This is a genomic window from Butyrivibrio sp. AE3003 (genome assembly GCF_000686065.1).
In the GTDB taxonomy this organism is placed as follows: domain Bacteria; phylum Bacillota; class Clostridia; order Lachnospirales; family Lachnospiraceae; genus Butyrivibrio; species Butyrivibrio hungatei_A.
Window position 1 is genome coordinate 513259 of sequence record NZ_JMLX01000001.1, and the last position, 19642, is coordinate 532900.

Annotated in this window: 17 protein-coding genes; all 17 read left to right on the forward strand. The window is 38.1% G+C overall.

Annotation, left to right across the window (positions count from 1 at the left end):
* The first annotated feature begins 20 nt into the window (after positions 1 to 20).
* The 17 genes from CD00_RS21010 (at position 21) to nspC (ending at position 19638) form a co-directional block, all read left to right on the forward strand.
* Complete coding sequence (locus CD00_RS21010; protein ID WP_330370282.1) at positions 21 to 1253, forward strand: type I restriction-modification system subunit M; 1233 nt, start codon at positions 21 to 23, stop codon at positions 1251 to 1253.
* On the forward strand, positions 1222 to 2589 hold the full coding sequence (locus CD00_RS21015; RefSeq protein WP_330370284.1) for an N-6 DNA methylase: 1368 nt from the start codon (positions 1222 to 1224) through the stop codon (positions 2587 to 2589). Before CD00_RS21010 ends, CD00_RS21015 begins: the two co-directional genes overlap by 32 nt.
* Complete coding sequence (locus tag CD00_RS0102525) at positions 2579 to 3850, forward strand: restriction endonuclease subunit S (protein WP_026654465.1); 1272 nt, start codon at positions 2579 to 2581, stop codon at positions 3848 to 3850. Before CD00_RS21015 ends, CD00_RS0102525 begins: the two co-directional genes overlap by 11 nt.
* 13 nt (positions 3851 to 3863) lie before the next feature.
* Positions 3864 to 4511, forward strand: coding sequence for a DUF3990 domain-containing protein (locus tag CD00_RS0102530; RefSeq protein WP_026654466.1), 648 nt, complete (start codon positions 3864 to 3866; stop codon positions 4509 to 4511).
* A gap of 12 nt (positions 4512 to 4523) precedes the next feature.
* Positions 4524 to 4943, forward strand: coding sequence for a hypothetical protein (locus CD00_RS0102535; RefSeq protein WP_026654467.1), 420 nt, complete (start codon positions 4524 to 4526; stop codon positions 4941 to 4943).
* A complete protein-coding gene (locus CD00_RS0102540; protein WP_026654468.1) occupies positions 4940 to 5413 on the forward strand; it encodes an NADAR family protein in 474 nt (157 codons plus the stop codon). Before CD00_RS0102535 ends, CD00_RS0102540 begins: the two co-directional genes overlap by 4 nt.
* Positions 5414 to 5452: 39 nt before the next feature.
* Complete coding sequence (locus CD00_RS16955) at positions 5453 to 9088, forward strand: type I restriction endonuclease subunit R (protein WP_081811816.1); 3636 nt, start codon at positions 5453 to 5455, stop codon at positions 9086 to 9088.
* Between the two features lie 204 nt (positions 9089 to 9292).
* Positions 9293 to 10678: a hypothetical protein gene (locus CD00_RS0102550; RefSeq protein WP_026654469.1), complete on the forward strand. Its 1386-nt coding sequence runs from the start codon at positions 9293 to 9295 to the stop codon at positions 10676 to 10678.
* 150 nt (positions 10679 to 10828) lie between these two features.
* Entirely contained in the window at positions 10829 to 11914 is a 1086-nt protein-coding gene (locus CD00_RS0102555) for an MFS transporter (protein ID WP_026654470.1), read from the forward strand.
* The gene (locus CD00_RS0102560; RefSeq protein WP_026654472.1) at positions 11865 to 12074 is read left to right on the forward strand and encodes a hypothetical protein; all 210 of its coding nucleotides are present in this window, start codon (positions 11865 to 11867) and stop codon (positions 12072 to 12074) included. Before CD00_RS0102555 ends, CD00_RS0102560 begins: the two co-directional genes overlap by 50 nt.
* Before the next feature lie 125 nt (positions 12075 to 12199).
* Positions 12200 to 12727, forward strand: a complete 528-nt coding sequence (locus CD00_RS0102565; RefSeq protein ID WP_026654473.1) for a TIGR04002 family protein — start codon at positions 12200 to 12202, stop codon at positions 12725 to 12727.
* Positions 12728 to 12738: 11 nt separating this feature from the next.
* The gene (locus CD00_RS0102570) at positions 12739 to 13335 is read left to right on the forward strand and encodes a TIGR04100 family radical SAM protein (RefSeq protein ID WP_026654474.1); all 597 of its coding nucleotides are present in this window, start codon (positions 12739 to 12741) and stop codon (positions 13333 to 13335) included.
* A 288-nt stretch (positions 13336 to 13623) separates the two neighbouring features.
* Positions 13624 to 14553 carry a hypothetical protein gene (locus CD00_RS0102575; RefSeq protein ID WP_026654475.1) on the forward strand — a complete coding sequence of 310 codons (930 nt, stop codon included), beginning with the start codon at positions 13624 to 13626 and terminating at the stop codon, positions 14551 to 14553.
* A 210-nt stretch (positions 14554 to 14763) separates the two neighbouring features.
* A complete protein-coding gene (locus CD00_RS0102580; RefSeq protein WP_026654476.1) occupies positions 14764 to 16212 on the forward strand; it encodes an aminotransferase class I/II-fold pyridoxal phosphate-dependent enzyme in 1449 nt (482 codons plus the stop codon).
* Positions 16213 to 16235: 23 nt separating this feature from the next.
* Positions 16236 to 17099 (forward strand): polyamine aminopropyltransferase, encoded by an 864-nt coding sequence (speE, locus tag CD00_RS0102585; RefSeq protein ID WP_026654477.1) that lies wholly within the window; start codon positions 16236 to 16238, stop codon positions 17097 to 17099.
* A complete protein-coding gene (locus CD00_RS0102590; RefSeq protein WP_026654478.1) occupies positions 17096 to 18358 on the forward strand; it encodes a saccharopine dehydrogenase family protein in 1263 nt (420 codons plus the stop codon). Before speE ends, CD00_RS0102590 begins: the two co-directional genes overlap by 4 nt.
* Before the next feature lie 116 nt (positions 18359 to 18474).
* A complete protein-coding gene (nspC, locus tag CD00_RS0102600; RefSeq protein ID WP_026654479.1) occupies positions 18475 to 19638 on the forward strand; it encodes a carboxynorspermidine decarboxylase in 1164 nt (387 codons plus the stop codon).
* Positions 19639 to 19642 lie beyond the last annotated feature (4 nt).

Below are 19642 nucleotides of genomic sequence, written 5' to 3' on the forward strand. Positions count from 1 at the left end.
AATAGAGGGAGTTTTTATTTATGAATAAGCAACAACTTGCTGCAAAAATATGGGAATCTGCAAATGAGATGCGTTCTAAGATTGAAGCCAATGAATATAAGGATTATATTTTAGGCTTTATTTTTTATAAGTTTCTTTCGGATAAAGAAGAGAAGTATTTGATTGAACTGGGATATACCAAAGAGGATATGAATACCGTAACTGAGGATGATACTGAAATAATGGAGGATGTCCAGAATAATATTGGATACTTTATCTCATATCAAAATCTTTTCTCTACATGGATTGATAAACGTAATGATTTTGATGTGGCAGATGTTAGAGATGCATTGTCAGCATTTGATAGATGCATTAATCCATTACAGAAAAAGGTTTTTGATAATATTTTTGAGACATTAAGAGTTGGATTGTCTAAGTTGGGCGATACGGCGGCAAATCAAACAAAAGCAATTGGAGAGCTGCTTAGACTTATTGCGGATATTCCTATGGATGGAAAACAAGATTATGATGTTCTTGGTTTTATCTATGAGTATCTTATTTCGAATTTTGCGGCAAATGCAGGAAAAAAAGCGGGAGAGTTTTACACGCCACATGAAGTTTCTGTACTTATGAGTGAAATTGTTGCAAATCATTTGAAAGATAGGAATGAAATAGAGATATTTGATCCGACTTCCGGGTCCGGAAGTTTGCTTATCAATATCGGTAAGAGTATAGAAAAGAATCTTGGAAATAGTGATAGGATTAAGTATTATGCTCAAGAGCTTAAACAAAATACATATAATCTTACAAGAATGAATCTTGTAATGAGAGGAATTCTTCCAAGTAATATTTTCACCAGAAATGGAGATACGTTAGAAGAAGATTGGCCATATTTTGAAGAGGGTGATCGCATCGGAACATACAAACCACTTTATGTAGATGCGGTTGTTTCCAATCCTCCATATTCTCAGAAATGGGATCCGGCTGAAAAAGATTCTGATCCCAGATATAACGGATATGGTCTTGCACCAAAAGGAAAGGCGGATTATGCGTTTCTTCTACATGATCTGTATCATATTAAGCCTGATGGTATTATGGCGATTGTACTTCCACATGGTGTATTATTTCGTGGGAATGAAGAAGGAAGTATAAGAAAAAATCTTATAGAAAATAATAAAATTGATACTATTATTGGGCTTCCGGCAAATATTTTTTTTTGGAACAGGTATTCCAACGATAATAATGGTATTGAAACAAAAAAGGGACAATACTGATATATTGTTTATTGATGCTTCTAAAGGGTTTGAAAAGGTTGGAAAGAATAATAAACTTAGAGCTTGTGATATAAAGAAGATTGTAGATACAGTAATTGAGAGAAAAGATATAGCAGGATTCTCTAAAGTTGTATCAAGAGAGCTGATAAGAAAAAATGAATACAATCTTAATATCCCTCGCTATGTTGACTCTTCCGAAAAAGCAGAAAGTTGGGATATATATGCTTCTATGTTTGGGGGAATCCCCAGAGCTGAGGTGGATGATCTAAAGGATTATTGGAAGGCATTTCCTAATCTTAGAAATGCTTTATTTATTGATCCTTTGGAGCAGTATCTTACATTTGCAGATAAGAATATTAAGCACATTATAAATGAGCATGTGGATGTAAAAGATTTTATTTCTGCATATGAGAATGCTTTTGCTGATCTTAATATATATTTAAAAAAAGAACTTATTGATAGACAGGACGACCTAAATATTGCAGCAGAGGAAGATGTCATTGCAACAGAAATCTTTAAGAGATTTGTATGTTTGAAACTTGGTGATCCATATATTGCTTATCAGATTGTAGATGATATGTGGCAACTAATTTCCATCGATCTCGAGATAATACAGACTGAAGGGCATGAAGCCATTCGTAAAGTTGATCCCAATATGGTAATAAAAAAGAAAAAAGGTAAAGAAGTTGAAGTCCAAGAGGGGTATATTGGACATATATTCCCATTTGAACTTGTTCAGAATACTTTTTTAGTGGGAGAAAAGAAGGAACTCAGTAAGCTGTATAACAGGATATCAGAAATATCTTCGGGATATGAAGAGCTTTTAGATCAATTATCTGAGGAGGATAAAGCCGGTGATTTTATTAATGATGATAACACGGCTTTTGATTTTAAAGAGGTAGCTAGAGCAATAAAAAATAATGATGTGGAAGATGAAACTTTGGATGTCCTTAAGAAGGTAGATTCACTGAATAAGGAAGAGAAGAAGCTAAAAAAGGATATTAAGGAAAAAGAAGTGGAGTTAGAAATTGCTACAAAGAATAAAATTGAAAATTTATCAGATGAGGAAGCTACGCTTTTATTTGAGAAAAAGTGGATTGAGCCGATTGCAGAAGGGATTGCAGATATTCCGGTTCAGATAATAAAAGATTTGGTGTTAAACTTAGAAACTATTGCAGAAAAATATGAAACTACATATGAGGATGTTGATAAAGAAATAAAAAATATTTCTGTTGATCTTGGAAAAATGTTAGGAGAGCTTACTGGCAACAGCTATGATATGCAAGGTGTTTTTGAATTAAAAAAGTTATTAGAGGATAATGAAAATGATAAATAGACAGCCACAAATTAGATTTTTGGGGTTAAATGACGATTGGGAACAGCGTAAGTTGCTTGACTGCATCCAAAAAATAACTGATTTCAGAGGAAGAACACCTAAAAAGTTAGGAATGGATTGGAGTGAAGAAGGCTATTTAGCATTATCTGCTCTTAATGTAAAAGATGGATATATTGACTTCAATCAGGATGTTCATTATGGGAACCAGGAACTGTATGATAAATGGATGACCGGGAATGAACTTCATAAAGGACAGGTTCTTTTTACTACAGAGGCGCCTATGGGAAATGTTGCGCAAGTGCCTGATAATCAGCGATATATTCTTAGTCAGAGAACCATAGCTTTTGATGTTAAAGATAATCTTATAACAGAAAATTTTCTTGCAACCGTTCTGAGAACGCCTACTGTATTCGCAGATTTGACAGCTCTTTCCAGTGGCGGAACCGCTAAGGGAGTGAGTCAAAAATCGCTGGCATCAGTTGAAATCAGATTACCAAAAAATTTGAAAGAGCAAGAGAAAATATCAGATACATTTTCGAACATCGATAACCTTATCACCCTTCATCAGCGTAAGTGTGACAAACTAATAAATATAAAAAAATCCATGCTAGAAAAAATGTTTCCTCAAAAAGGAGAAAAAACGCCTGAGATTAGATTTTCTGGATTTACTGACGATTGGGAACAGCGTAAGTTATCTGAGATAGCAACAATGCACGCAAGAATTGGATGGCAAAATCTTCGTACATCGGAGTTCTTAGATCAGGGAAATTATATGCTTATCACCGGAACAGATTTTGATGATGGAAAAATAAACTACGCTACTTGTCATTATGTCGAAAAGGAAAGATATGACCAGGATCCTCATATACAAATAAGTAATGGAAGTATTCTTATAACAAAAGACGGAACATTAGGAAAAGTCGCTTATGTTCAAGGATTAAAGCTACCTGCAACACTTAATGCTGGGGTGTTTAATGTTGAGATAAGAGATAAAAATTCTGTTGACGGAAAATATTTATTCCAATATTTAAAAGCTCCTTTCTTAATGGATTATGTTGGTCAAAAGGCTACAGGCGGAACCATAAAACATCTTAATCAAAACATACTTGTAGACTTTCCTGTTGTATTGCCAGAAAAGGCAGAACAGGAGAAAATTGGACGATATTTAGAAGGTATCGACAACCTTATCACCCTTAATCAGCGTAAGTTAGAAAAACTTATTATTATTAAGAAATCGATGTTGGAAAAAATGTTTGTATAGAAGGAAAAAATAAATGGAAAAATTGATTTTGTATCATGGGACATACAATAAAATTGTTACGCCTACTTATGGACAAGGTGATGACAAGCATGATTATGGCCGTGGCTTTTATCTTACGGAAAATTATGATTTAGCTAAGGAATGGGCTGTTTGTCGACCTGATGATTGCAATGGATGGGTTCATAAGTTTGAACTGGATACAGAAGATTTAAAAATTCTCGATTTTCAACAACTGAATGTTCTTTCATGGCTTGCTGAACTGATGAAGCACAGAGACGCAGCTGATTCAAAGAGATATCGTGTTCTTGCCGCGAAATTCATTGAGAAATATGGCGTTGAAACATCAGAGTATGATGTGATAAAAGGCTGGCGTGCAAATGCATCATATTTCTACATTGCAAAGGAATTTGTCAGAGATAATATAGATATTGATATTTTGGAAGAATTACTTTCTCTTGGTGAATTGGGAATACAGTATTGCATAAAAACAGAAAAGGCATATTCTCGCTTAAAGGAAATTCAAGATGAATTAAGTATAGTTGACTATAATGAGTTTAATGTAAAATACAACGAGAGAGATGTTAGAGCTAGAAGGAGTATGCGTGAGTTGGTAGACTCTGAAGCAAATAAAGTTACTAAAGTATTTAGCACGTTGTTTTGAGAGGGAATAATAATGCAGGCATATGCAGAGGAATATTTGGATGATGTTGTAGAGAATCAGGGAAAATTATTTGATTATGTTGCTTTTACATATCGTGATAAAGATACAATAGACTTCATTAAGGCTTATATGCGTAGTAAGACAAGAAAGTGTATTGATGAGGCAAAAGCTTATGTTAATACTATGGATGCCAAAACACTTTGGAATTATTTCGTAGATACAGAAGGATATGAATTGAAACCCGGAGAATCAATGGAAGGTTTTATTCCTGATTGGATTGGCGAATTCTATGCATATTATCAATGGTATTACAATATTTCAAGCGTAGAAGTTATAGATAAAGTTCCCATAGATTTTTTGATTAAGGCTTACTATGGTTTACATGATCTTGAGCTTGATCTTGCTGTAAAAAAAGTGGGTGGTTCTAAATGAAGATAATTTGTTTTCACAACCCTGATGAAGAATATGGTGTATTGAGCAACTGGTATCTATCGAAATTTACTTGTTTAGGTGCCGAATATTCGTCTATGGAGCAGTATATGATGCATCGAAAGGCATTATGTTTTTGTGATGAAGAAATTGCTACTAAGATATTGAAAACTGATGATGTGTCAAAGATTAAAATACTTGGAAGACAAGTAAAAGATTACAACGATAATGTATGGAATGGAGTCAGGCAAATAGTAGTATATGATGGGCTTTTGGCAAAGTTTTCTCAAAATGAAGAGATGAAAAGTGTGTTAAAAGGAACAGGTGAAGCAATTCTTGCAGAATGTGCTGTTAAAGACAAAATATGGGGAATTGGATTATCTATGTCAGACCCTAAACGCATGGATGTAAGCGAATGGAAAGGGCAGAATTTACTTGGATATACGCTTATGATGGTTAGAAATAAGATTTAAATTCGTATAATAAAAAACTTTTTGTATTGAGGGGGGCTTATGTCTTTTAATGATGAAAAAGATTTTGAAGATGCGTTAATTAATTTGCTAACTACTACATATGGTTGGGAAAAACAAGTTCTTGAATATAAAAATGAAGAAGAATTGGTACGCAACTGGGCGGATATTCTTTTTGAAAACAATAGATCGATAGATAAACTAAATGATTATCCTCTTACTGATGGGGAGATGCAGCAGATCCTGGATCAGATAAGATTTTTAAGGACACCGCATAGATTAAATGGTTTTATCAATGGAAGAACTGTAGCCATAACTAGAGATAACCCGGATGATAAGATGCATTTTGGGAAAGAAGTATCACTTAAGATATACGACAGAAAGGAAATTGCCGCAGGACAAAGCCGGTATCAGATAGCGCGTCAGCCTAAATTTAAAGCTAGACGTGAAATTTTTCCGGATAGGAGAGGCGACTTTCAACTTCTAATAAATGGCATGCCGCTAATTCATGTTGAATTAAAGAAAAGCGGCGTTCCAATATCTAACGCAGAGGGACAGATTGAGAAATATGCTTATGAAGGCGTATTTACGGGATTGTTTTCTTTGATTCAAATTTTTGTAGCTATGAATCCCGAAGAAACTCAATATTACGCTAATCCGGGACCGGAGGGGAGCTTTAATCCGGACTTTTATTTCCACTGGGCAGATTTTAACAATGAGCCTATAAATAATTGGAAAGATATCGCGTCAAGAATTTTATCTATTCCGTTAGCTCATCAAATGATTGGGTTTTATACGGTTGCAGATGATATGGAGGGTGTATTAAAAGTTCTGAGATCGTATCAGTATTGGGCAGTAAACAGAATATCGGATAAAGTGGCTAAACACCGTGGCAGGTGGGGAGAGAATGACCAATTAGGCGGATATATATGGCATACAACCGGAAGTGGAAAAACACTTACGTCTTTTAAAGCTGCACAACTAATTGCGAATTCAAACGATGCGGATAAAGTTGTATTTCTTATAGACAGGATAGAATTGGGAACGCAGAGTGCGGATGATTATAAGGCTTTTGCTGAAGAAAATGAATATATACAGGAAACAGAAGATACGGAAGTTCTTATTTCAAAACTGAAGAGTGATGATTCGCATAATACATTGATAGTAACTTCAATTCAGAAGATGAGTAATATAAAAAATGATACTGAGATGAAACTTAAAGCTGAGGATCTTCAAAGGATTATCAATAAGCGAATTGTATTTATCGTAGATGAATGTCATAGATCATCTTTTGGTGAAATGATGCAAACTGTGAAGCGTACTTTTACTAATGCTTTGTTTTTTGGTTTTAGTGGTACTCCGATTCAAATGGAAAACGAGAAAAAAGGAAACACAACTGCAGATGTATTTGGAAATGAACTTCATAGATATAGCATTGCTGATGGTATAAGAGATAAAAATGTTTTGGGGTTTGATCCTACAAAGGTTATTACCTTTAAGGAAAAAGATGAACGTGAGGCTGTGGCACTTGAAAAGGCAAAAGCAAAAACAGTGGCTGATGCAATCGGTGATCCGAAGAAAAGTAAGATTTTCTATAAATATATGCAAGATGTTCCGATGGCAGGATACCATAAAAATGACGGTAGCTATGTTAGTGGAATAGAAGATTATCTGTTGGAAAATGGGCAATATAGGACGAACGAACATCAAGAAAAGGTTGTTGAAGATATTCTTGAAAATTGGATTACTATTAGTCATGCCGGAAAATTTCATGCTATTTTTGCGACCTCAACGATACTTGAAGCATGTCAATATTATGATAGGATAAAAGCTGCTGATCCAAATATTAAGATTACAGCTCTTTTTGATCCGAATATAGATAATGAAGATAAAAATATGGCTGTCAAAGAAGATGCTTTGGTAAAGATAATTGAAGATTACAATAAGCAATATGATCAGTCGTTTACAATGCGTAGCTGGGCAAAGATGAAGAAGGATATACAAAACAGACTGGCGCATAAGAAAGCATATGAGAGAATTGAGTATACACCGGAAAAGCAGATTGATATTTTGATTGTAGTTGATCAGATGCTTACGGGATATGACTCTAAATGGATAAATGCGTTATATCTTGACAAGGTGCTTAAGTATGAGAGTGTTATTCAGGCTTTTTCAAGAACGAATAGGTTATTTGGTGCGGATAAGCCTTTTGGAACAATTAAGTATTATAGGGCACCATTTACTATGGAACGAAATATAGATGCTGCGGTTAAATTGTATTCCGGAGACAAACCGCTGGGAATGTTTGCAATTAAACTAGATAAAAACATTGAAAATATGAACGCACTTTTCGTTCAGATTAAGAACCTTTTTGAGATGGCAGGAATAGAAAATTTTGAAAAACTTCCTCACGAAATTGGCGATAAGAAGCAGTTTGCTAAATTATTTCTTTCCTTTAATGAATATTTGGAGGCGGCAAAAGTTCAAGGATTTGTTTGGGATAAGCTTACATATGTATTCGACAATGATGAAGAAGAAAGTAAGAGTGTGACACTGTTGCTTGATGAGACTATTTATTTGATTCTTTTGCTTAGATATAAAGAGTTGTTTAATGGGGGCGGTGGTAAGAAAGGTGACGATTCGCCATATGAACTTAAGGGATATCTCACCACGATTGATACATCAAAAATTGATGTTGATTATATGAACTCCAAATTTGAAAAGTACAAAAAGATGCTTGATATTGGAGATGATAATGCAAGAGAAGCAGCTAAGAAAGAGCTGCACAGAACATTTGCATCTCTTACTGTTGAAGAACAAAAATTTGCGAATATTCTTTTGCATGATATTGAGGCCGGAGATGTGGAGATACGAGAAGGGGCTACACTTCGCGATTATATCAATGAATATATGGAAACGGCTCAAAATGATCGGGTTCATAGGGTTACAGCTGCTATAGGCGTTGATGAACAGATGTTAAGAGATATGCTTGCACTTAATCTGAACGAGAAAAATATAAACGAATTTGGAAGATTTGATGCACTTAAGGCAACAGTGGATGTTGCGCGTGCTAAAGATTATTTTGAGAGAATTAGCGCTTATATAGAAGGATTGCAGGGAGTAAAATATACAATTCCGAAGGTGAAAATTTCTGTTGATAAGCTTTTAAGAAAATTCATTATATATGGTGGAGCGGACATAGCTATAGAAACTGATTTTGCCAAATGTGATAAAAAACATGAGAATGCATCTTTCTTTGCAGATGAAGGAATTGCGGTATATAGAAATATAGCTTGGACATATTACTTTAGTGATGATAGCGACAAACTTAATGATGATGTTTGTGGAAAATGGATGTATTTTTATAATGATATAGAAATTGCAAAGGATATATGTAAAAAAGCAATAAAAGAGGGGGCGTGTTTAGAAGCTAAACATGCAAACTCAGATAATGGTGTTTGCTGTTTTTATATAAATGGCGACAATAAAGATGCGCATAAAAAACTAATATATTTTTTGATGAATAATAATTTGGTTCGCAAGACATCTGATGGAAATTACTATAATATTTCTTTTAAATATGATTCACAAACATATGCAGGGAAGTATGGAGGCAATTTTGTAGCGGATATTAGGTTGGAAGATTTTATTGATTTACATACCGGAGAGTGGAAATAATCAAAGAGAATGAGTATACAATATTTACGAGAAAATAGATGAAATCTTGTTTAAAAAAAGGAATATTCTGAATTTATAAAAAATTTACTGTTAATTATAGTTAAACTATAAGATAATAAAAACATACCGAAAGAATGATATGCTGTTATTAAATGACAGCAAGAAATATCTGTATAAGAGGATAGCTTTGAAAGGAGACAGTATATGGAAGGTATGGACACTCAGGATATTCTGAGCGAACAGGATTTGTCTAATGCAAATATTGACGATCTCTTGGCTGCCATGAAGGCAGAAGAGTCATCGGCAGGATTTTTGCGCGAAGATGTGGGAACTGCAACGGATGTGGGGAATGCCGCTGCAATTGATGATGCTCCAATTGATGTACTTAATGCGATAGCGGATGCTGCGCCCGGTTCTCAGGATATTCTTGATACTGATGCAGCGATTGCTGAGGCACTCGAGGGTATTGCTGCAGATGTGCAGGCGGAGGAAAAACCTGTTGAGACGTTGGGAGAAGGAGAATCTATTGATATTGAACCGATAGAAGAGTTGTTGGATACAGAGGAAACTGCTGAGGAAGTTACAGATGAAGCTGTAGATGAGGTTAAGGAAGCAGAACCGGCTGTTGATGTCGATGCAATGCTTGCTGCAATGGCGGAAGCCGAGACAGCAACTGATGTTGATGCGATGCTTGCTTCGATGGCGCAGGCAGATGCTTCCGGTAACGCAGAGTCTGAAGAGGTGAACCTTTCAGAGGAAGAGGCGGCGATTATGGATAATTTAGAGGCTTTGGCGGCAGAGATACCTGAAGTTGATAACGCTGCAGAAGTGCCGATTACCGAGACTGCAGATACCGGTATTACAGAGGCACCCATAACTGAGATTACAGAGAATATGTCGGCTGAGATTCCTATTACGGAAGCAACGGAACCTATGCCTGAGTTTTCGGAGGTAATCTTGGATGAGCCTGTTATAGAAGATAAATTAGAAACTCAGGAAATTCCTGATATAGAAGAAGCTATACCTGAAGCACCTGTTGCTGAAGATGCGTTTCTTGGAGAAGTTGTTGCCAAAGAGGCGGCGAATGTCGAGAGTGGTTTGCCCGATCCCGCTGAAATGGATGCTCTTATGGACGCAATGAAGGAGCCGGAGAGTGATCAAACTATTACTGAAGATATTGGAGGAGACATGTCAGCTGACGAGATGAATAATTTGGACGAAGTTTTGAATGCGGAGGTGGATGCTCTTACAGAGGCAGTTGTAGAGGAAGCAGCAACTTCTGCTTCTGATATGACTATGGCAGATGCCGTATCGGGAGATGCAAACCAGATTGAGAGCTTCCTTGAAAGCAACGGCTATGAATATACTGCCGTTAAAAACGGTGCAGAGACTATCTTTATTCTTAAGACAAGTGAGAACAATGCGCTGGCGATCACCTATGCTGATGGGGAATTCCAATCACTTGAACCCGGATTTAGCAAGGAAGATCAGCGTGGCTACGGAGATATCCTTACCGCATATGTAGAAGAAACAATCACATCAGGCGGTCAGTTTGAGATTAAGAGACATAAAGGCAGTACACTTGTATAAGAAATCAAGAAATCACACATGATATTATCAGAGACCTTGGCGAACATTGTCGGGGTCTCTTTTTAGTTTGACAGGAACTTGACTGTTTATTGTAAAAATGCTATCTTCTTGACTTAATACGTAGAGTTGCTTCGAGGAAGGATTGACATCATGGGATTATTTACACAATACAAGGGACTTAAAAGAGAAAATTACATTTTGTTTATAGGAAGGATAGCAACGAATCTTGGCGCGATGATCTGGCCGATTCTTACTATGATCCTAAATAAGAAGCTTGGAATGAATGCCACTGATACTGCGATGTTTTCAATAATCAGCGGATTGTTCTTTCTTCCGGCAAATATATGGGGCGGACATCTTGCAGACAAATTTAACAAGAAAAAACTAATAATATTTTGCGATATTATATCTATTATCCTTTATATCACAAGTGGTTTTTTACCGCTTTCCCTCTTTGCGATATGTGTAATAATGGCGGGATCCTTTTTCCAGACACTTGAGCATCCTGCTTATAGTGCGCTTGTTGCTGATATAACACCCAAGGATAAAAGAGAAAAAGCCTTTTCGCTGCTGTACCTCGGAAAAAATATCGGACTGATACTTGCACCGACTATCGCAGGATTTTTGTTTAACAACCATTTGCAATTGTGCTTTATCATAAATGGACTTGCAATATCAATTTCTACCGTTTTGATTGGGCTTTTTGTGAAAGATAAAGGTTTTGCCGGCAGAGAAGCCAAATCGAACGCTATGGTAAAGAAAGCGGGCAATGAGACTATATGGAGTGCCATTAAAAGCAGCACTGCGCTTATTTTCTTTATTATAGCCATGTGTTTTCAAGAAGGGGCATATTCTCAGTTTGGATATCTAATGCCACTTGATATTTCCAAAGCTTATCCGGAAACCGGTGCGGCGATATATGGTTCGGTTGCAAGTTTGAACTGCATAATAGTAGTTCTTTTTACTCCATTCATGACCATGCTGCTGGAAAAAGTATCTCTTGCAAAAAAAATATATGATAGGAACAGTATTTCAGGTGCTCAGCTTTGCTTCGTTCCTTCTGTCATTTGGTCTGATCGGGGGATATTATATATCAATAATTCTCTTTACATTGGGAGAAATCCTGACGGCCACGGCTGTAGGCGCGTATCTGGCAGGAAAAGTATCTGCCGATCTGAGAGGAAGATTGTATGGTATTACAGACTTTGTTTCAGCGTTTATAACCGGTATTGTTAAGTATTATAGCGGATATCTGTTTGATAATTGCGGACTTAAATATGCGTGGACATTTTCAATAATTATGGCAGCATTTGCTGTGGTTGCGGCGATTGCTGCGGTAAAAGCCGATAAAAAAGAGATTGTCGATTGTTATGACGAGTCTCGAATGGCAAGTTGATCAAATTGGGATTAAATTGTCAAATAGCATCTGGTCATATCAAAAAAACATAATCTGACTATTTCTATATAATCAGATTTGCTGTAAAGTTTCATATAAATATTTGATATGGGAGGGATGTTTCCATGACAGAGAAAAATGCAAATACAAAAATACGACTTATGACTCTCGCCGGAGCAATGACTGCGTTAACCGTCATATTTACGGCATATATTTTTCATATACCTGTTGGTGTGAACGGAGGATATGTGCACTTTGGTGATTCGGTCATATATCTTTCTGCGGTACTTTTGCCTGCGCCATATGCAATGATTGTAGGTGCACTCGGGGGAGGAATCGCCGATCTTTTGACAGCACCTATGTGGGCTGTTGCCACGGTGATAATAAAGATGCTTATCGTATTACCTTTTACAAGTAAAAGCGATGCGCTTCTTACGAAAAGAAATATTATAGCTCCAATAATTTCATTCTTTATCTCGGCGACCGGATATTATATTGCGGAAAAGATTCTGTTTGGAAGCGAAGTTGCACTATTGTCTGCTTTGTCGGGCAGCCTTGTACAGTCCGGCGGAAGCGCGATCTTTTTCTACATAGGAGCGGCAGCGTTCCAGAGCGCGGGAATAAAGAGAAATATATTAAAATTTACATCATAAGGAGCAGGGAAATGGCAGATATCTTATATACATACAAAAACTCGGTTTATGCGAATATTACCAATAAATGTAATTGCAGTTGCACTTTTTGCATCAGATCACTAAAGAATGGACTTGGAAGTGCCGATAATCTATGGCATGAGAAAAATCCAACCAAAGAAGAAGTATTAGATGCGATACGTAATTATGATTTTTCCGGATATGATGAGCTTGTGTTCTGCGGATACGGCGAACCAACCTGTGCACTGGATACGCTTATTGAGGCGGCAGGGCTTGTGAAAAAAGAATTCGGATTAAAGACACGTCTTAATACCAATGGGCTTGGCAATGAGGAAAACGGCAGAAATATTGTACCTGAGCTTTCAAAGGTGATCGACAGCGTTTCTGTCAGCCTTAATGCACCTGATGCGGCAAAGTATCAGGAAGTGTCGAGACCCAAATATGAAAACGGTTTTGATAAGATGGTTGATTTTGCAGTGAAATGCAAAGAACAGATAAAAGATGTCAAATGGTCGATTGTTGATGTCCTTCCTGAACAGGATATCGAGAAATGTAAGGAATTATCTGAAAAAACCGGAATTGAACTTAGAATAAGACATTTTTCTTAAATAAGAAAAACTTGTGAAGCGCTACACCACGGGGATTGAAATGGTTTATTTTTTCTCTTGACTTTAGACTAAATTAATCATAAAATCCTTGCTGGATGTAGTGTTTTTTAGTTAATTATTCGGTAATGAGTAAGTTTATTATTGATTAAACGACTTTTCACAATCTTCACAATTTAGGTCGCATTATATGCTATAATATGACTCATGTATCAGATTGTGTGCGATACTAAGCAGCAAATGATGACACTTAATATTATGTTTTACGTTAAGCGGAGGAATTAGCCAAGTATGAAAATGTCAATTAATTCAATGTTACTGATCTCAACGCTATCAGTTGCCGTATGGGGATGCGCCGCAGCAGATACCGTAGTTGGGGTTGACCCGGCCAATGTTAAAATGGTCACTGCAAATGTAAATGCGAATGCAATACAGATTGCAGGAAGTGCGGATTCAGAAGATCCATCAAAGTTTGATTTTTTCAAGGATCACTCATTTGAAATCAAAGAAGAGATTAAGGATGCTATAGCTGATGCGACATCAATGCAGAATGAGATTGACAGAGTAGAGAAGATCGCTAAAAAGTACTCAGAATTTTCTTCAATGGCTGTTACAGAAGAAGAGAAGGATGTTGCTGCAGGACTTGTTCGTACTGTATGGGATTGCGAGTTAAATACACTTTGTACAAGAGTTGCCGGCATATCGGATGTCGCTAAGAGAGAAAAACTTCTTGAAGACCAGAAAAACTGGAATGCAGTTAAAGAAGATGTAATGAAGAAAAGTATCGGCGACAGCAAAAATGGCGAAGCCGTAGATCCTAAACTTGCAAGCAAATTCATGGAGGATACCACTCATAACAGATGCGTGGCTCTTGCATATGAAATTGCCCAGTCAAGAGAAGAGAAGTTTAAATTCCCTGACAGATCGGCATACGGAATATTTGTCGATACTCAGGATTCAGATACTCTCAGCAGTATACTTATAACACGAAAAGGTGCTGATAACACTAATGAGGCTGTAATTTCAATTCATCAGATGGCTCTTTTGGAAGGAACCTTTAAAGATAAAGGTAACGGAGAGCTTGAGTTTACCGGAAACAGAAACAATATTAAAGGAATCATTAAGCTGAACGGCTGGAAAGATGCGACATTAGAGATTACACAGAGCAATGATAAGATTTACAATGCGGGGCTCAATTACACATTTAATTTTGCATTTTGACACAGATATACAGAATAATAGAATAGTAGCTTAAATACTTTATTTCCTGCGAAATTTTACTTTCATAATGGGAAGATATATAGTATCATAATTTTGCTGCACAATTAGAATTGATTGGGGAGTAGTGCGTACGCTTTACACTGTACGCACCGCTCTTTTTTGATAGAGAACTTGTGCAACACCATTTCTCGATGGTAGGAGGAACGGCAGTTGGACCTTAGTAGACAAAAGAAAGCGCCAGTTTATGACGCTCTTGAAAAATTTCGCAAGCAAAGGGTTGTACCTTTTGATGTACCTGGGCATAAGAGGGGACGAGGGAACTCTGAACTGGTACGTTTTTTGGGTGACAGATGTGTTGGGATAGATGTTAATTCCATGAAACCTCTGGATAATCTCTGTCATCCGGTTTCTGTTATCAAGGAAGCTGAGGAGCTTATGGCGGATGCATTTGGCGCCGCGCATGCATTTATGATGGTAAATGGCACGACGAGTGCTGTTCAGGCGATGGTTCTTTCTCATGTAAAAAAAGGTGAAAAGATCATCATGCCCAGAAATGTGCATAAGAGTGCGATAAATGCACTTATCTTATGTGGGGCTGTACCTGTATATATTGATCCGAAGGTTGATACCAAGCTTGGAATTCCGCTTGGTATGGAGATTGCAGATGTAAAGAAGGCAGTGAAGGAAAATCCCGATGCCAAGGCTATTCTGATAAACAATCCTTCGTATTACGGAATTTGTTCAGATCTTAAAGCAATTGTCGATCTTGCACATGAAAACGGAATGAAAGCTCTGGTTGATGAGGCACATGGAACTCATTTGTATTTTGGACCCGGGCTTCCTTTAAATGCTATGGCTGCCGGTGCGGATATGGCAGCTATCAGTATGCATAAGTCCGGTGGAAGTCTTACGCAGAGTTCGATTCTTCTTTGCGGATCGGATGCGAATATCGGCTATATCAGCCGTATTGTAAATCTGACCCAGACTACAAGTGCAAGTTATCTTCTTTTGGGAAGTCTTGATATTTCCAGAAGAAATCTTGCTCTCAACGGACATGACAGTTTTGAAAAAGTAACTAAGATGGCGCAGTACGCCAGAGAAGAGATAAATGATATAGGCGGATATTACGCTTATGGCAATGAGCTTATAAACGGAGGAAGTATCTTTGACTTTGATGAGACCAAGCTTGTTGTAAATACGAGAAGCATCGGTCTTACGGGAATAGAGGTATACGATCTTCTCAGAGATGAATATGACATTCAGATGGAGTTTGGAGACTTGTCGAATGTCATGGCATATATTTCTATAGGAGACAGACTTCAGGATATAGAGAGACTTGCGGGAGCGCTTGCGGATATCAGAAGACTTTATTCTAAGCCTGAGCAGAGCTTTTTCTCGGCAGAGTATGTTACACCTATCGTCAAGGCTACGCCTCAGGAAGCTTTTTATGCGGAAAAAGAGCAGCTTCCTATCGAAGAGTGTGTAGGAAGGATAAGTGCCGAATCTGTAATGTGTTATCCTCCGGGAATACCGATTCTTTCTCCGGGCGAAGTAATAACAGGGGATATCCTTTCGTATATTAAGACGGCTATGGAGAAGGGATGTGCGATGCAGGGACCTGAGAGCGAAGATATTTCGGAGCTTTTTGTATTAAAATAAATAGGAGATCGATAATGGCAGAGATGGATTATTGGTTCAGTGATATGCATACCGGAAATGTTAAGATCAGTATCAGGATCAGCAAGCAGCTTTTTTCCGGCAGCAGCGAATTTCAGAGAATAGATGTTTTTGATTCGCCTGAGTTTGGTAAGTTCCTTACTTCGGACGGTAATATTATCTTTTCCGAGAAGGACGAGTTTACTTATGATGAGATGATCGTACATGTTCCTATGGCCGTTCATCCCAAGGTTCAGAGAGTTCTCGTTCTCGGTGGCGGTGACGGCGGTGTTGCCAGAGAGCTTACTCATTATGAGGAGATCAAGGTAATCGACGTAGTTGAGCCGGACAATATGTTTGTGGATGTCTGCAAGCAGTATTTCCCCGACAATGCGGTAGGTCTTGAGGATGACAGAGTACATATCTATTATCAGGACGGTCTTAAGTACCTCCGCAAATGTGATGATATGTACGATCTTATAATAAATGACGCGACAGAACCTTTGGGACATGAAGCGGGTCTTTTTACCAAAGAGTTCTACGGAAGCTGCTATAAAGCGCTTCATGACGATGGAATAATGGTATATCAGCATGGAAGCCCGTTCTATGATGAGGACGAAGAGAGTTGCAGGGCAATGCACAGGAAGGCGTACAGAGTGTTCCCGGTAAACAGGGTTTATCAGGCGCATATTCCCACATGTCCCGCCGGATACTGGCTTTTTGGCTTCGCCAGCAAGAAGTACCATCCGCTCAAGGATTTTAATCCCGACAGATGGGATGAAAGAGGAATAAAGACGTGGTATTACACCACTCATTTGCATAAAGGAGCGTTCATGCTTCCTAAATACGTAGAAGATTTGCTTCAGGAAGAGGAGGATATGTCAAGATGAGCAGATTACTTGTTATAGGTTGCGGTGGTGTCGCACAGGTTGCGATACAGAAATGCTGTCAGAACAGCAAGACATTTACCGAGCTTTGTATTGCAAGCCGCACAGTATCAAAGTGCGATGCATTAAAGGAAAAGATAGAAAAGAGCGGTAGCAGTGTCAAGATTACTACAAAGTCTGTAAATGCAGATGATGTAAACGAGCTTATCGCACTTATTAAGGAGTATCAGCCTGACGCTGTTCTTAACGTTGCTCTTCCTTATCAGGATCTTGTGATCATGGACGCATGCCTTGAGTGCAAGGTTGACTATATCGATACAGCAAACTATGAGCCTGAAGATACAGACGATCCGAAGTGGCGTGAGATTTATGAGAAGCGCTGCAAGGAGAAGGGATTTACAGCATACTTTGATTACAGCTGGCAGTGGGCATATATGGATAAGTTCAAGGAGGCAGGAATAACAGGCCTTCTCGGAACAGGATTTGATCCCGGCGTAACAAGCGTATTTACCGCATATGCAAAAAAGCATTATTTTGACGAGATTCATTATATCGATATCCTTGATTGCAACGGCGGAGACCATGGTTATGCTTTTGCAACAAACTTTAATCCTGAGATCAATCTCCGTGAAGTAAGCGCAAACGGAAGCTACTGGGAGGATGGCCACTGGGTTGAGACAAAGCCTATGGAGATCAAGAGAGTATATGAGTTCCCTGAAGTTGGACAGAAAGATATGTATCTTCTTCACCATGAAGAGATCGAAGCTCTCGGAAAGAACTTCCCTGAAGTTAAGAGAATCCGCTTCTTTATGACATTTGGACAGAGTTATCTTGACCATATGCGTTGCCTTGAAGATGTCGGAATGCTTTCAACGACTCCTATCAAGTTTGAGGGAAGAGATATTGTGCCTATCCAGTTCCTTAAGGCACTTCTTCCGGATCCCGCAAGCCTTGGTCCCAGAACTGTAGGAAAGACAAATATCGGATGTATTTTCCGCGGAATCAAAGATGGAAAAGAAAAGACTGTATATATCTACAATGTATGCGATCATCAGGAGTGCTACAAAGAACTCGGAAGCCAGGCTATCAGCTACACAACAGGTGTGCCTGCAATGATCGGAACAGCCCTTGTTGTAAACGGTCAGTGGAAAAAGCCGGGCGTATATACAACAGATGAGTTCGATCCCGATCCATATATGGAGATGCTTAATGAATACGGACTTCCTTGGGTGGTTGACGAGAATCCGATTTTGGTTGATTGAGATTGTTTTAAGCGATTATAATATAGACAAAGCTTCACTTTTTATTTTAGAAGTGGAGCTTTGTTTGTTTTTTGTTGTAGGAAATTGAGCAGTAAATAGGATTTAGGAGAGTTTTAATGAACATAACCGAAATAACAACGCCTGCTTATGTTATAGATGAGCAGAAACTTTTGAATAACCTGATAATTTTATCGGATATTGCCAAAGGCACGGGGGCAAAGATTCTTCTTGCACAGAAGGCTTTTTCTGCGTACAGTACGTATCCTCTTATAGGAGAATACCTTCAGGGAGCTACGGCTTCGGGACTTTACGAGGCGAAGCTTGCTTACGAAGAAATGATAAAGCCCTTTGAGGGAAAGAAAAAGCTCGAGAATCACGTATTTGAGCCGGCATTTAAGGATGAGGAATTTCCTCTTGTGTGTGAAGTTGCAGATCATATAGTTTTTAACTCTATAGCACAGCTTGAACACCACAGAAACGTATGGGAGAAAGCAGTCTCAGAGAAAAAACTTTCTGTTGGACTAAGGATCAATCCTGAATTTAGCACGCAGGAAGGACATGAGATATACGATCCTTGTGCACCCGGATCGCGCCTTGGAATAAGGAGAGAAAATCTTCCCAATCCGCTTCCAAAAGGAGTGGAGGGACTTCATTTCCATACTCTGTGTGAACAGGGATTTGAGCCACTTGAGGCGACTTTTAACGAAGTTGAAAATGACTTTGGAGAATTCTTTTCACAGATAAAATGGATAAACCTCGGCGGCGGACATCATATTACAAAGCCTGATTATGACAGAGAGGGGCTTAAGAATCTTATCAGATATATTAAAGAGAAGTATGATATTGATGTATATCTTGAGCCGGGTGAAGCGGTAGCACTTGATGCGGGATATCTTGTTACCACGGTGATGGATATTGTTGAGACGGAGGATTATCCTGTTCTTATTCTTGATACATCGGCTGCGTGTCACATGCCCGATGTGCTTGAAATGCCTTACAGGCCGCCTCTTAAGGATTCGGGCCTTTGCGATGAAAAAGAGTATACCTACAGATTGTCATCGAGAACATGCCTTGCGGGTGACGTTATAGGCGATTACAGCTTTGACCGGGAAATTAAGATCGGTGACAGGCTCACTTTTGAAGACATGGCAATCTACAGCATGGTAAAGAACAATACATTTAACGGTATGCCGCTTCCCGATATCGATATTATGCATAAAGACGGAAGTGTTGAAGTACTTAAGAAGTTTTCATATGACGATTTTAAATCAAGATTATGAGTAA

Bases quoted from the DNA above. Each gene is read 5' to 3' on its own strand.
- CD00_RS21010 (WP_330370282.1), top strand. From the start codon at position 21: ATGAATAAGCAACAACTTGCTGCAAAAATATGGGAATCTGCAAATGAG.
- CD00_RS21015 (WP_330370284.1), top strand. From the start codon at position 1,222: ATGGTATTGAAACAAAAAAGGGACAATACTGATATATTGTTTATTGAT.
- CD00_RS0102525 (WP_026654465.1), top strand. From the start codon at position 2,579: ATGATAAATAGACAGCCACAAATTAGATTTTTGGGGTTAAATGACGAT.
- CD00_RS0102530 (WP_026654466.1), top strand. From the start codon at position 3,864: ATGGAAAAATTGATTTTGTATCATGGGACATACAATAAAATTGTTACG.
- CD00_RS0102535 (WP_026654467.1), top strand. From the start codon at position 4,524: ATGCAGGCATATGCAGAGGAATATTTGGATGATGTTGTAGAGAATCAG.
- CD00_RS0102540 (WP_026654468.1), top strand. From the start codon at position 4,940: ATGAAGATAATTTGTTTTCACAACCCTGATGAAGAATATGGTGTATTG.
- CD00_RS16955 (WP_081811816.1), top strand. From the start codon at position 5,453: ATGTCTTTTAATGATGAAAAAGATTTTGAAGATGCGTTAATTAATTTG.
- CD00_RS0102550 (WP_026654469.1), top strand. From the start codon at position 9,293: ATGGAAGGTATGGACACTCAGGATATTCTGAGCGAACAGGATTTGTCT.
- CD00_RS0102555 (WP_026654470.1), top strand. From the start codon at position 10,829: ATGGGATTATTTACACAATACAAGGGACTTAAAAGAGAAAATTACATT.
- CD00_RS0102565 (WP_026654473.1), top strand. From the start codon at position 12,200: ATGACAGAGAAAAATGCAAATACAAAAATACGACTTATGACTCTCGCC.
- CD00_RS0102570 (WP_026654474.1), top strand. From the start codon at position 12,739: ATGGCAGATATCTTATATACATACAAAAACTCGGTTTATGCGAATATT.
- CD00_RS0102575 (WP_026654475.1), top strand. From the start codon at position 13,624: ATGAAAATGTCAATTAATTCAATGTTACTGATCTCAACGCTATCAGTT.
- speE (WP_026654477.1), top strand. From the start codon at position 16,236: ATGGATTATTGGTTCAGTGATATGCATACCGGAAATGTTAAGATCAGT.
- CD00_RS0102590 (WP_026654478.1), top strand. From the start codon at position 17,096: ATGAGCAGATTACTTGTTATAGGTTGCGGTGGTGTCGCACAGGTTGCG.
- nspC (WP_026654479.1), top strand. From the start codon at position 18,475: ATGAACATAACCGAAATAACAACGCCTGCTTATGTTATAGATGAGCAG.